11 protein-coding genes are annotated in these 14,161 nt (G+C 48.1%); 7 read left to right on the plus strand and 4 right to left on the minus strand.

The genetic code is table 11. The annotated features are described in order from the left end of the window. Positions 1-140: 140 nt before the first annotated feature. The 7 genes from KKC1_RS05265 (at position 141) to KKC1_RS05295 (ending at position 9,916) form a co-directional block, all read left to right on the plus strand. Positions 141-1,166 carry an ABC transporter substrate-binding protein gene (locus tag KKC1_RS05265; RefSeq protein ID WP_088553443.1) on the plus strand — a complete coding sequence of 342 codons (1,026 nt, stop codon included), beginning with the start codon at positions 141-143 and terminating at the stop codon, positions 1,164-1,166. Then, the gene (locus KKC1_RS05270) at positions 1,159-3,012 is read left to right on the plus strand and encodes a sensor histidine kinase (RefSeq protein ID WP_088553444.1); all 1,854 of its coding nucleotides are present in this window, start codon (positions 1,159-1,161) and stop codon (positions 3,010-3,012) included. Before KKC1_RS05265 ends, KKC1_RS05270 begins: the two co-directional genes overlap by 8 nt. Beyond that, positions 2,996-4,324, plus strand: coding sequence for a sigma-54-dependent transcriptional regulator (locus tag KKC1_RS05275; RefSeq protein WP_088553445.1), 1,329 nt, complete (start codon positions 2,996-2,998; stop codon positions 4,322-4,324). The genes KKC1_RS05270 and KKC1_RS05275 overlap by 17 nt, the downstream gene beginning before the upstream one ends. 206 nt (positions 4,325-4,530) lie before the next feature. Beyond that, positions 4,531-5,241, plus strand: a complete 711-nt coding sequence (locus KKC1_RS05280) for a 4Fe-4S dicluster domain-containing protein (RefSeq protein ID WP_088553446.1) — start codon at positions 4,531-4,533, stop codon at positions 5,239-5,241. Between the two features lie 23 nt (positions 5,242-5,264). After that, complete coding sequence (nrfD, locus tag KKC1_RS05285; protein WP_238134209.1) at positions 5,265-6,578, plus strand: NrfD/PsrC family molybdoenzyme membrane anchor subunit; 1,314 nt, start codon at positions 5,265-5,267, stop codon at positions 6,576-6,578. Next, a complete protein-coding gene (locus KKC1_RS05290; protein WP_088553447.1) occupies positions 6,571-9,693 on the plus strand; it encodes a molybdopterin-dependent oxidoreductase in 3,123 nt (1,040 codons plus the stop codon). The genes nrfD and KKC1_RS05290 overlap by 8 nt, the downstream gene beginning before the upstream one ends. A gap of 25 nt (positions 9,694-9,718) precedes the next feature. Continuing rightward, positions 9,719-9,916 carry a TatA/E family twin arginine-targeting protein translocase gene (locus tag KKC1_RS05295; RefSeq protein ID WP_088553448.1) on the plus strand — a complete coding sequence of 66 codons (198 nt, stop codon included), beginning with the start codon at positions 9,719-9,721 and terminating at the stop codon, positions 9,914-9,916. 113 nt (positions 9,917-10,029) lie between these two features. Here the strand turns inward: KKC1_RS05295 and tatA are convergent, their stop codons facing one another. From tatA to KKC1_RS05315, 4 genes are all read right to left on the minus strand, one after another. Then, positions 10,030-10,212, minus strand: coding sequence for a twin-arginine translocase TatA/TatE family subunit (gene tatA, locus KKC1_RS05300; RefSeq protein WP_088553449.1), 183 nt, complete (start codon positions 10,210-10,212; stop codon positions 10,030-10,032). 123 nt (positions 10,213-10,335) lie between these two features. Beyond that, positions 10,336-11,007 (minus strand): formate dehydrogenase subunit gamma, encoded by a 672-nt coding sequence (locus tag KKC1_RS05305; protein WP_088553450.1) that lies wholly within the window; start codon positions 11,005-11,007, stop codon positions 10,336-10,338. Further along, on the minus strand, positions 10,997-11,740 hold the full coding sequence (locus KKC1_RS05310; RefSeq protein WP_088553451.1) for a 4Fe-4S dicluster domain-containing protein: 744 nt from the start codon (positions 11,738-11,740) through the stop codon (positions 10,997-10,999). The genes KKC1_RS05305 and KKC1_RS05310 overlap by 11 nt, the downstream gene beginning before the upstream one ends. 16 nt (positions 11,741-11,756) lie before the next feature. Continuing rightward, positions 11,757-13,931 carry a molybdopterin-containing oxidoreductase family protein gene (locus KKC1_RS05315; protein WP_192868088.1) on the minus strand — a complete coding sequence of 725 codons (2,175 nt, stop codon included), beginning with the start codon at positions 13,929-13,931 and terminating at the stop codon, positions 11,757-11,759. Positions 13,932-14,161: the final 230 nt, after the last annotated feature.

Raw genomic sequence — 14,161 nt, forward strand, 5'->3', positions numbered from 1 at the left:
TGAATTAAAACTACACCCTAACGCGACCTTACTTAAAATTGGAACAAAGGGGGCTTAGGAAGCCCAACTGAAGTTGGGGTCCGGTGATTATTTCATTGTTTTTTCCTGGCATGGGAGTTTTCTGAGAGGGGTGGGTTAGGATGGCAAAGAAACGTCTAATCTTCCTGACTATGATAGCGTTGTTGGTAATTTTAGTTGTCTCTATGGCTCTTACTGATAACGAAGAAAAGAAGCCCGTTTTCCGAGTCGGTGTTCTTGTTTCCGGTGACGCCCGGCTGGCTAAGCTATCAGGCTTAAAAGAAGGACTAAAGACTTATGGTTATTACGAGGGAGAAAATGTTCACTTTATTGTCAAAAATGCTCGGTATAGTCGGGAGAGGGTCTTTCCCATGGCAAGAGAACTGGTGGCTCTCCATCCGGATGTGATTGTGGCGGCGGGAGGGATAGAGGCCGAAGCAGCCAAGTTAGCCACGGAAAAAACGGAAATTCCGGTGGTGTTCATGGGTGTTGCTTCCAGTGTCGAAACCGGCCTGGTGAAAAGTCTGAGAAACCCTGGCGCCAATATTACAGGGGTTGACAACTTTCATGTAGAGCTTACTGGCAAAAGATTAGAATTTTTGCAAAAGCTGTTACCTGAGGTGAGGAAGGTAATAATTCTGTATGACCCAATTGTTAGGCCTACTCCTTTTTCTTTACAAAAGGCGCAGGAAGTGGCGGAAAAATTGGGGATTTTACCGCACCTGGTGGCGGTTAATTCCCGCCAAGAACTGGGCAAAATCTTGTCTCCCGTTAACAACCATGAGGTAGATGCCATCCTTATTTTGCCCAGCTTTAATCTGGAATCGGCAACCCACCAATTGGTTGAATTTTCTTTCCAGAAGAAAATACCCGTTATCGGAGTATATGCGGAGGAAGTGGAGCAGGGTTATCTGGCTTCTTACGGTGTTTCCTTTCACAGTCAGGGCTTTCAGGCCGCTCGCCTGGTAGCAAAGGTGTTGCGCGGTCAAGACCCGGCTGGTATTCCGGTGGAGCTGCCGGAAGACCTGCGCTTGGTGGTCAACCTTTCCACTGCCCGGGTTCTCGGTTTAAATATCTCGCCTTTCGGTTTATCTTACGCTGACGTGATTTTGGATAGGAAGCAGGAAGGAGTTGGCCCCGGTGATTAATTCCAAAATCTTTAGTTGGCGAGGGCGCCTCAAGTTCCGGGTTTTAGCATTTAGCCTTATCATGTCCATTATTCCGCTACTGATTTTGGGCCTGCTTAACATTTCGGCGGCTCGTCTCAACTTAGAGTCGGCCATCCAGAGTCGGGAAATGGCTACTGCTCGGAAGATCGCCCGGGAAATTGAGGGTCAGATGCAGAAGATAGAAGAAAAATTAATGCTGACGGCCAATTCTTTCCACGTTCAACTATTGACGGCTGATTACAGGGAAAGGGAACGTCTCCTGTACACTATTCTCAAAGATACTTCCTCTCTGGAAGAGGTTAAATTGTGGGACAACAGCGGAAAAGAACTGGCCCGCGTTTCCCGCCGCGAAGTGATTATCCAGGAGGATTTAGGAAATGTTGAAAAAACACCGGAATTTCGGACTGTTATTCAGGACCGTCCTTATCACGGCCCGGTCGAGCTGGGGGAAGACGGCCGGCCGATGATAACCATTGCCGTACCGGTGAGGGACCTTAGCGGAACCAGGGTGGTGGGCGGTCTCGCCGCTCGGGTCAGTCTACGTAACGTGATGGATGCGGTATTGCAGATCCCGACGGGGAACGCCGGTTATGTGTTGGTTGTGGATCAGACGGGAAGGCTTATCGGGCATACGGATTTCAGTGAGGTTCTGCGTAACCGGTCTGTACTGTCTTCTCTTTGCGTACAAGAACTGCTCAGCGGGACGGATCCGGCAAAGCTGCCGGTACCCCACCGTTACCGAACTTATACCGGTCTTGAAGTATTGGGAGTTTATGCTCCAGTAAATTCTCTGGGCTGGGGTGTCGTGATAGAAGAACCGGTCCACCAGGTTTTCACACCCATTCGTCAGATGGCGTTAAAACTGGGCCTTGCTACTCTGGTGGTGGCGCTGCTAGTGACCATTATCAGTGTTAGTTCAGCTTTGCGCTTCACCCGCCCCATTGAAATTCTGGAGGAGGGGGTCAAACGGGTCGGAGCCGGAGATTTAGACTATGTTATAGATTTTAAGTCCGAAGATGAAGTTGGACGGCTGGTTGCTGCCTTTAACCAGATGACCAGAGAACTTAAACAAAAGCGGGAGATGGAAGCAATGGTCGTCCAGGCTGACAAATTGGCAGCAGTGGGTCTCCTTGCTTCCGGAGTGGCCCACGAGATCAACAATCCGCTGGCCAGCGTTGCGGCGTATAGTCAGGATTTACTGGAGCGTCTGGAGACCGAAAAAGCCGAAGAACTCTTGGAATCAGGAGAGCTTATCCATTACCTTACGGTGATAAAAGAACAGGTGGCCAGAGCGAAAAAGATTACCCAAAACCTGTTGAACTTTGCTCGACAGAGTGAATGGCAGCCACAGGAATTATCTGTTAACTCCGTTATCGAGGATGCGCTCGCTTTATTGGAATATCAGTTTAAACAGGCCGACATCGTAATCGAAAAAAAACTGGAGCCCCAGTTACCACCGGTACTGGCAGATCGTTTGCAGTTGCAACAAGTTTTTGTCAATCTCTTTCAAAATGCCCTGGACGCTATGGACAAGTCCGGTCGCCTGACTATAAGTACTTCTCTGGAAGAAAACTATATTAAAGTAACAGTAAGCGATACTGGGTGCGGGATTCCGGAGGAACAACTACCTAAGATATTTGATCCCTTTTTTACCACCAAGCCGGCAGGAGTGGGTACAGGGTTAGGACTTTCTATTTGTTACGGTATTATTTCCAGACTAAAAGGCCGGATCAAGGTTACCAGTCAAACCGGTAAGGGGACGACAGTGACCGTATGTCTACCTGTTAGCCGGGGGAAGGAGGGATTAAATGAAACGGCAAGTTAGGATTCTGATTGTGGACGATGAAGAAACCTTCCGGGACCTCTTGGTACGGCGTTTTCAGCGCAAGGGTTTCGCCGTAGTTGGTGCCGGATCGGGTTCAGAAGCCCTGGAACGGCTAGAGGAAGAGTTTTTTGACGTGGCTATTGTAGACCTTAAAATGCCCGGTATGGACGGTCTGGAGCTTTTAGAGAAGATCAAAGAGACCCAGCCGGAAACCCAGGTGTTGATGCTGACTGGCCACGGCACTATTGAAACGGCCATTCGGGCGATGAAACTGGGTGCCTACGACTATCTAACCAAGCCCTGTAACCTGGAAGAATTGGAAATCCTGATAGAAAAAGCTGTTGAGAAAAGAAAATTGCTGGGACAAAACAAAGGTTTACAGCAGGCCTTGAATAGAAATCTAGGTTTCCGCCGGATCATCGGCGAAAGCGAGAAAATTCGCCGGCTGCAGGAGATGGTGAGAAAAGTGGCCGCGTCCCCTTCACCGGTCCTCATTGAAGGAGAAAGCGGTACCGGAAAGGAACTCATTGCCGAAGCTCTACATGGGTGGAGCCCTAGGGCGGGACGGCCGTTCATTGTGGTCAATTGTGGGGCCCTACCGGCACACTTGCTGGAAAGCGAGCTATTCGGTCACGAGAAAGGAGCCTTCACGGGTGCTGTCATGCAAAAGAAAGGCCTGGTGGAGGCAGCCGACAGCGGAACCCTCTTTCTTGATGAGATTGGCGAGCTAGATCCTCAATTACAGGTAAAACTCCTGCGCTTTTTAGAGACCGGAGAATTCAGGCGGGTAGGGGACAACCGGCTACGTTATGTTGATGTGCGGGTGGTGGCGGCTACCAACCGGCGGCTTGAAGAAGAGATTCGGCAGGGCCGTTTCCGGGAAGACCTTTATTACCGGCTTAATGTTTTCAAGCTGGTGGTACCGCCTTTACGGGAGCGTAAGGAGGATATCCCCCTGCTGGTTGACTATTTTATTACTAAGTTTGCCGGAGAGGAAAGGAAGCTTCGCTTAGACGAGGAAGCGATGCGGGCCCTGATGGCTTACGATTTTCCGGGCAATGTGCGGGAACTGGCTCACATGGTGGAAAGAGGAGTTCTCTTGGCTTCGGGGAGTGTCATTAAAAAAGAAGATCTTTTCAATGAAAATAATGAGGCTATTTCGGTTGGCATGACGCTTGAGGAGGTAGAAAAAAGACATATTGCTGCCACCCTTAGAAGTGTTAACGGCAACAGGGCAAAAGCAGCCCGTTTACTGGGGATTAGTGTTCGGAATCTCTATCGCAAAATCCAGGCCTATAATTTGGATGAATGATGACGAAGCAGTGACATTTTGTCACCACGTAAGGACAAAATGTCACTGCTATGGAAGAGGAATAAAATGATTGATTAAGCTCAAATCGTTGACTTTTCAGGGCACCGGTTAATTAACCGGTGATTTATTTTTGTTGGCACCTGTTTTGCTACTTTACACAATCCCGGAGTAGCTAGTTACAAATTTCACGGAAAGGAGGAGACAAGATGGGCGGTATAAGCAGAAGGGAGTTTTTTAGTGGACTGAAGGTTGCTCTGGCCGGAGAAAAAGGTGGTAACGGCGGGAGTCCTAGATGGGCTATGGTCATTGACCTCAGCAAATGTATTGGATGCCATGCTTGTACAGTTGCCTGCAAGGCAGAAAACCGTACGCCGCCGGGGGTAACCTACAATGTTGTGGTGGAGGAAGAGCAGGGTAGGTTCCCTAATGTAGTCAGGACTAACCTGCCGCGCCCTTGTATGCAGTGTGACCGGCCACCCTGTGCCCAGGTTTGCCCGGTGCAGGCTACCTATAAGCTGGAGAACGGTATTACTGCCGTGGACTATGAACGCTGTATTGGCTGCCGATACTGTATCGTGAATTGTCCTTACGGAGCCCGCTATTTTGATTTTGGTGACAGTTACGATCAGGAAATGGTGGGCTACTCTGCGGCGCAGGCCCATGAATGGGGGATGAACTGGGGCAAGCGGACAAAAGGAAAAATTCCGACCGGGATTGTGCGCAAATGCACTTTTTGCTACCACCGGTTGGAACGGGGAGAAGAGCCGGCTTGCGTAGAAACTTGCCCCGGCGATGCCCGATTTTTCGGCGACCTGAATGATCCCCACAGTACCGTGGCTAAACTGGCTGCCAGTCCGCGAGCTTTTCGTCTTAAAGAGGAACTAGGTACCCATCCCCGGGTTATCTATCTGAAGTGAATTGAATTAGGGAGGTGTTTACGGTGAGTAGTCCTACAAATTCTTCCATATTGGTTCATAAGAATGAGACTGAAGCGGACAGAGTCGTTTCACCCCGGGTTTCTAGAGGGGGTGCCTTGGTCTGGTACGGGCTTCTTGTCCTGGCCATGGTGGCGGGGGTCGTTGCTTTTATCATCCGGGCCAAAGAGGGCTTGGCCAGCACAGGTCTGACGACCATTACTCCTTGGGGGACCTGGGTGGCTTTTTATATTTACTTTGTTGGGATGAGTGCAGGGGCTTTCTTGCTATCTACCTTTATCCATGTGTTTGGCATGGAACGTTTTCATAAAGTGGGACGGGAAGCCCTGCTGGTGGCCATAATCAGTATGGTCCTAGCTCTTACCTTTATTCTTCTCGATCTTGGCCGGATGGAAAGATTTTGGCATGTTCTGTGGTATTTTAACCCCACTAGTGTTTTGGCCTGGGAAGTCCGGTTCTATGTTATTTATATCTTATTGCTGGCAGCGGAGTTGTATTTTTCTATGCGACAGGATTTAATTCGTGCCTCTCGCGGAACGGGCTGGGCGGCTCGCGTAGCGGCGGTCTGCACCCTGGGAAGCAAAGACTTAAGCGAGGAGTCTGTAAAGCGCGACCATCGCATTTTGAAGGTGTTGGGTGCCATTGGGATTCCCATCGCAATTTTTGGTGTCCATGGGGGTACCGGAGCCCTCTTTGCGGTGGCGAAAGCCCGCCCTTACCTGAACAGTGCTCTGTTGCCGGTCGTTTTCATCGTATCGGCGCTGGTATCCGGGACTGCCTTGTTAATTGCTTCTTATACCATCCGGAAAAAAGTTTCCGGCCAAATACCGGACCGGGAAATGCTGAAATCCCTAGGTGGTCTGCTAGCGCTATTTCTTTCAATTGACCTCGGTCTCGAGTTTTATGAATTTCTTATTGGTGCCTACGGGCTTGAGGCTACTGAATTGGCCACCCTCAAAACCATTTTTGCCGGGCAGTTTGCCTGGTCCTTTTGGGGTATCCAAATGCTGGTCGGGGCCGTTATCCCGTTGGCCATTCTAGCTTATCCTAGAACTAGAAATTCTCCCGCGGCCATTGCTGCTGCGGCAATCATGGTAGTCATCGGTATTGTGGCGGTCCGGTTCCATATTGTTTTACCTTCCTTGATTGTGCCAGTAATGGAAGGACTGCCGGAAGGTTATTATCTCCCCACCTGGGTTGAGCTGGCAAGTAGTCTTGGGGTGATTGCTTTCGGATTATTCCTTTACAGTTTGGCGGTAACGGGGCTCCCCATTGACGTGCGGCAAGAAATTGATAAAGGGGTGAAGGAAAATGAGTAAACAGGACAAAAGTTGTGAAAAGGCTGTTAAGAAGATTAGCCGCCGGAATTTTATTAAGGGGACAATGGCAGCAGGTGGGATGGTTGCCCTAGAGCCCCTGATAACCGGAACTGTTTTACCTCCTATCGAAAAACTTTGGCTGAATGATCCCCATGGGGTGGGCGATGATTTTGAGGACTACGGGGCAGAGGATGTCATTTATACCACCTGTGAGCAGTGTAACACTCACTGTACCCTCAAGGCAGTGATCGCTCCTGCATCGGGTGATGGTCCGTACACTTCGATTATTCGTAAACTGGCGGGAAACCCGTACAGTCCTCTGAATATGGTTCCTTTCGGAGCAATCCCCTACGATACTCCGGTGAAAGAGGCTGCAAAAGGCCAGGGAGAAGTAGCGCGGGTTGGTCGCGCTTTTCGCGGGGGGCGCATATGCCTTAAGGGACAGGCCGGCATTCAGACGGCCTATGACGCCTTACGGGTAACCAAACCTTTGAAGCGGGTAGGCCCGCGGGGTAGCGGCAAATGGCAAACTATTTCTTGGGAGCAGGCTATCGACGAAATTGTTAATGGTGCTCCTGACCTGGGAACCCCGGGATTGAAGGATATCTGGGCCTTTGTCCCGGAGAAACCCGTGATGGCCGATTGGGAAAAGGTTCAAAAAGGAGAAATGAGCCAGGAGGAGTTTGATAAAAAATACCGGGACGTCCTCATTGACACGCGCCACCCTGACCTGGGGCCAAAGGCCAACCAGGTGGTTAGTTTGTTCGGAGACCGGCGGGATTTCTTTCAGAAACGGTTTTGGAAACAGACCATGGGCAGTATTAATACCATCCACCATGGGGGTATTTGTGGGGTCAGCGGGGTGATGGGTAATATCCGGTCCTTTAACAGCCCCAAGCCCAAAAAACGAATGTATGCTGACATTGATAACGCGGAATTTTTGATTGTCTGGGGGACGAACCCGTTGGTGGCCAATAAGGGTCCCACCTGGCTGGCGCCGAAAATCACCAATGCCCTCAAACGGGGCATGAAGCTGGCCGTGGTGGACCCCCGGATGAGCAAGATTGCGGAAAAGGCTCACCTTTGGGTGCCTATCTACCCAGGAACTGACGGTGCATTGGCCCTGGCCATGGCTCGCTGGATTATCGAAAACAATCGTTATGACCGGCGGTATTTGACCAATCCCAACCGGCAGGCGGCGGCGGAAGACGGTGAACCAACCTGGAGCGATGCTACCCATTTGGTTAACCTGAGCGACCCGAAGCGGCCCAAGCTGCGGGCCAGTGACCTGGGTATCGGTAACAAGGATCAGTTGGTGGTGTTGGAGAACGGCCGCCCGGTTCCCCATGATAAGGCTAAGGAGGGTCAGTTGGAAGTAGATACGGAAATCAACGGTATCCGCGTTAAGTCTGTTTTTACCCTTTTCAAAGAACGGGTGATGGAATATACTTTAGAGGAGTATGCCCGTATCTGCCGGATTGAGGTGGAACAAATTGTGGAACTGGCCCGAGAGTTTACTTCCCATGGCAAAAAGGCGGCCATCATTTCCTACCGTGGTCCTGCCATGCATGTGAACGGATTTTATAACTTAAGGGCTATCAACTGCCTTAATCACCTTATCGGTAATTACGATTGGAAAGGGGGTAGCATTACCACCGGAGCCAAGTTCAAGTTGTTTAACGGGCGCTACGATGTACTTAAGGTTCCCAACGGGTTTAAAGCCTGGGGGATTCCGCTAGACCGGACGAAAAAAGCCTATGAAAAGACCTCCCTGTTTAAACGAGACGGCTATCCGGCCAAAAGGCCCTGGTTTCAGTTTTCAGCTAATCTAACCCAGGAAGTGCTGCCGAGCGCTGCCGACGGTTATCCCTATCCCATTAAAGCCTTGTTCATACACCGAATTTCGCCGGTCGTCTCGGCTCCTTTGGGACAGGAGCAGGTGGAAATACTGAAGAATACCAATATCATTCCGCTCATAGTAGCTTCCGATGTGGTCATCGGGGAAACTTCTATGTATGCCGACTATATTCTACCTGATTGCACTTATCTGGAGAGGTGGGGTTTAGAAGTCATTTATCCCAATTTCGAGTTGAAAGAATCCCATATCCAGCAGCCCGTGACCAGAGTTTATCCGGAGGTCCGCCAGGCAGAGGATGTCCTCATTGATATTGCCAAAAAGATGGGCTTGCCGGGAGTGGGGGACAATGCCTTTCCGGACGGCAGTCCGTTGAACAGAGCGGAAGACTTCTATCTCAAGGTAGTGGCCAACATTGCCTATGACGGGAAGGAGCCGGTGCCGGACGCTGATGACGAGGAACTGGCTATTTTCGAAAAGGCCCGCCGCAAGGCTCTAGGAAAGTTTTTTGATTTAGAGGCCTGGAAGAGGGCAGTGAAGCCGGAGGAATGGCGCAAGGTGGTCTATGTTCTAAACCGGGGCGGGCGTTTTGAGGCTAGAGGCAACGAATATGACGGACCTTATTTAAAATATAAATTGGCCTCCGAGGTTAACTTCTACAATGAAAAATTAGCCGGGGCCAAGAACTCCTACGATGGGAAGTTCTTTGACGGTTTGCCTAAGGTGGCTGAAGTGACTTTTTACAACGGTAAAAAGGTGGATGATCCCTATCCCCTGGTATTAATTAACTGGAAAAGTGCCTATACGGGCACTCACCGCAATATCAGCGATGTCTGGCTGAGAGAAATTGAGGCGGAAAACCTGCTTTGGATAAATCCTGAGGATGCTCGCCAGCGAGGAATTAAGAGCGGTGCTAAGGTGAAGATAAGGTCGGCTAATTCTGAAGTTACTGCCACAGCGCTGGTAACTGCCAGAATTAGACCAGGGGTGGTCGGTGCGGCCTTTAGTTACGGACATTTTGCCTACGGATCCCGGCCGGTAGAGATTGACGGTGTCAAACAAGCATACGCTACTCCGTACGGTCATACCAGCGGTATGGCCGGTACTCCGGGCACCGGTTATGCCCTGGGAAGAGGAACTGGTTTCCCGGTCAATTACTTGTTAAGGAGGGACGAAGCACTCAGTTATGGTGCTCAGTCTGACCCTGTCGGCGGGGGAGCGGCTCAGTTGGATACGAGAGTTGAAGTGTTAAAAGCCTAAAAATAAAAGAAGGAGAATGATAACTATGTTCGGTTTCTTACCAAGTATAGGGGTGCCCGAGCTGATTCTGATATTGGTATTGGCGTTGATCATTTTCGGTCCGGGGAAGTTGCCGGAAGTCGGTAGGTCCCTGGGTAAATCCATCAGGGAATTTAGGAATGCTTCCAAAGAGATTAAAGAAGAGATCACTGCGGAATTAGAACCGCAGCAGAAGAACAAATAACATTCGAGGGTGTGCCCGTAATGGGCACACCCTTTGAAAAATGAAAAGAGGTGAACTCCGGTTTTACACAACCAGAGCTAAAGGCTAAGCCCACCAAAAATGTGGGCTTAGTTTTATTCCTTTACCGTACTTTCCAGTTCTTCCTTGACTTCGCTGGTGGCTTTTTTGAACTCCCGGATGCTTTTACCAATGGCCCGGCCTACTTCAGGCAGTTTGCCGGGGCCAAAGATGACGAGGGCAAGGACCAAGATTAAAATCAGTTCCGGGACTCCGATATTCGGTAAAAGGCCAAACATTATCTTTTCCCCCCTCTGTTAGGATAATTAAGGACAACTGCTTCAGGAATTCTCTATCTTTTTGATAAAACGGTTAATGACGTTTATGATGAGCGGGTTGAAAATGTTTTATCAACTCTTTTTTCAAGCACTTTTCTTGATATCTACACCTGTGTCACGGTTGAATTCTTGCATAAACCATTTTTCGTGGTGGCTTTTAGCAAACTCTTCTGATACGTATCCACTAATCATACCGTTAATTGATTCCTTGGAACCGGGATGCAAGAGTGCTAAATAAGCGTGGCCAATAATAACTGCTCCCATCACCAGGGCAAATAAATCATGAATGGGGTACATCCATTGCACAACTTCCCTGGGAAAAAGATGATCTTGCCACATGATTAATCCGGTAACCGCCAGGATAATAGAGCCAAAGATGGTGAGCATGGAATTAATTTTTTCTCCTGCATTAAATTTACCTTGGGGAGGTAATTCAGCACCCAACCCAAAAAACTCCCTGGCAAATCCCATTACAAATTTTACGTCATCCTTATCCCAGGTGAAAACATCTTTCAACCAGCGGAAGGTAGACTTGGGCGTACCCAGTAATAACACTAAGGGTGTACCAATCGCAAAGGGTATGGCCATGAACCTGTGAATCATACGGGCTGTTTGAATCCCAGAAACCCCCAGTATGTTCCCAAGTTTCATAGAGAATAAAGCCAGACCGGTCAGTAATAAGGTTAAAAATGAAACTGTATGGACCCAGTGAGCTATTCTTTCCGCTTTGTTAAATCGCAATACCTTACCCTTCATTAACTTTTCCCCCTTTCGCCGGTTTATCTTCGGCCTTAAAGGTGTTAATCAGGAAACTGGTAATTACCGCAGCGCCTACGCTGCCCATGGCCAGTTTGCCCAACGGCTGAACAATATCCTGCCAGAACCCAACACTGGTTGGTATTTGGGGATGAGCAGGCAATCCAGGAAGATCTACACCCACAGGAATCAAGTAAATCATGGATGTATTTAATTTATCACCACGGTAAATAACGGCTTCCTGACCCTTTGCCTTTAAAGATGCTTTTCTCTTCTCGGCCAGCGCCAACAAGTCGTTCATTTCCCCATAGGTTCTGGCATCTGACGGACAGTTTGTAGCACATGCCGGTTTCAACCCATTTCTTACCCTCTTGATACAGAATGTACATTTTTCTGCCTTTTCGGCCAGTGCATTATATTTGGAAGCATTATAGGGACAGGTATTAACACAGTATTTGCAGCCAACACACTTTTTGGGTTCCCGATAAACTATGCCATCTTCTTTTTTGGTGTTTGCTCCTACGGGACAAACCTTAACGCAGGTAGGGGTATCACAGTGCATACAAGACCGGGGATAAGTATATTTATAAAACCCTTCATGATCACTACCTTCTTTTTCCTTTAACTCGTTATAAAACAATCCGGGAATTACTTCGTTTTCTTGCTTGCAGGAAATTATACAGGATTTGCAACCCACACAGCGAGACAAGTCTACTAACATTGCCCTTCTCATCAACCGTCACCCCTTTCTAAGCTTTGTATATTCTACACTGGATGTTCTTTTGCAGGAAACTGCCATTGATATCGTGGTCAGCGGGAAACAAAGTATTGGCCGGCTCCTGCTTATACGGTGATTTTAAACCAAAATAGGGCTGGGTGGAAACCACTTTTTCAGAAATCAATTCCGTTAGCTTAGCCGCCAGGGTAATTTTACCGTAAGGGGTTTCCACCACCACTTTATCTCCGTCTTTAACCCCGTACTTAGCTGCAGTAGCAGGGTGAATTTCCAAATATGGCGTCTCTATTTCCCTGGCCCAGGCACTGTACTGGCACTGGCTATGGTAGTGAGCTGCCACCTTTGCGGTACTGAACATCAACGGGTAATCCTTCGCCCTATCTTTAGAATTGCCCGGGCTTTCCAGCGGGTCTTGATAATACGCAATTTCTGTTTTTAAACGGTTCTTGTCAAGTTGCTGAATTTCAATTTTACCGCTGGGAGTTTTAAATTTGAGATCAGTATACAGCGGTTTTAACTTAGGTTTTTCACTTAAGGATTTGCAGGGATAATGTACTGCCTTTTCCTTTTTCATTCGTTCGATTGTAATACCCGCCACTTTAGAGTTCTTTTCGACCATTCTGGCCCAGTGTTCTTCCGGGGTTTTTACAAAATAGGACATATTAAAGCCCATTTTTTGAGCCAATAGGTAATAAAATTCCTGCCCTGATTTTGCTTCACCCAAAGGCGCATGGGCTGCTTCCCGCCACATAAGCGCCCAATTCACGCCTTTTTGGGGACCGGAAACCTCGAACCAGTGGGCGGCAGGAAGCACTATATCAGCTAACTCAGCGGTATCATCCATGAATATGGTATGACTTACATGAAATTCCACTCCGTCAAGCGCCTTTCTCATCCGTATAGAATCAGGCCATGTAACGCAGGGATTACCGGCGGTTAACACCATCTTAATCTGACCTTTTTCCATACCTTCATAAATCTCATAATGTTTCCATTTTCTTTCGGGTTTAACCACTTCTTCTTGGGGAACAATATTCTTTACGGAACCATAACTGGAAGCTAAGTGAGATAAAATACCCGCACCGGGCTTCCCTACATTACCCAGAATGGCCATCAAAGAATAAAACGCCAACAATGTTCCGCTCGAGTTATTGGTCATCACAACCCCACGACCGGGATAAAACATACCAGCGCCTTTATACCGGGCAAATTCCCGGGCTAAACGAACAATAGCTTCTTCAGGAATGCCGGTAATTTCTGCTGCCTTTTTAGGGGTAAAATCTTTTACAGCTTCTGCCAACGCTTCAAAGCCCAATACATAATTGTTAACAAAGTCTTTATCGTAAATGTTTTCTTTGATAACCACATTAAGCATGGCCATTCCGAGGGCACCATCGGTTCCGGGATTAATCATGTAGAACTCATCTGCATTTTTCGCAGTATCAGTATATCGAACATCAACTACAATTAACTTCATTCCCCGGCGGCGAGCTTCTTGTATCCAGTGGAACTGCCCCGGTTTGGTGGCCGCATTGTTATTGCCTACCATTAGCAGGATTTTGGAGTTTACTACATCGGCCATGGGATTGGTGGCACAACCTTGCCCAAACATGGAGGTGAGGATCTTTTTTTCCGTAGCATAGCAAACAGGAGTAGTACCGAAGGTCGCTATTCCGGTGAGCTGCTGGAAAGTTTTCATGGCCTCCTTACACCCGGCCTGTCCTACTTTTGAAGTAAATGCTATAATAGACGAATTGCCGTAATTATCCAAATAATACTTGAGTTTTTCCGCAATGATATCTATAGCTTCATCCCATGAGATTCGTTCAAATTTGCCATTAACTTTCTTCATGGGATATAAAACTCTGTGCTCGCTATAGATGGCTTGAGCCATTTCCATGGGCTTAGGGCAAATTCCCCCTTTGTTATACGGGTTATCCGGATCACCATAAACCCGGGCAATTTTACCATCTGGTCCTATCATTACCTTCAATCCGCACCCACCGTTGCAGAGGGAACAAACACTGTCTACTTCTTTGTAATTAGGTAAGGTAAAATCTTCTGCATGAGCAGCCTTGGTTCCGGTCACTTCTAAGCCGGCTGCGGCAGTTACCGCAGTAGCGGCTTTTAAAAAGGTCCTGCGGCTAAATTTTTGTTCTTCAATAACTTTGTCCAAAATGTTTGCCAACTCGTTCAACCTCCCTTTTTTTGAATTTTGGAATTAGGAGCAAATAATCGAAAAATAATTTGAGTGACCTTTTTAGGTAGTTTTTAAATTTGCTAGAATCTTCTGTGCTTGAGCGAACTTTCACAATCTTTTTGAATGAAAAACACCCTCCTTTTTCAACAGAGTCGAGACATAGATTGTATATAACCAAGGGCTTCTAATTGTTCTGCCCTATTTATATTTTAGTACAT

Source organism: Calderihabitans maritimus (genome assembly GCF_002207765.1).
Lineage (GTDB): Bacteria > Bacillota > KKC1 > Calderihabitantales > Calderihabitantaceae > Calderihabitans > Calderihabitans maritimus.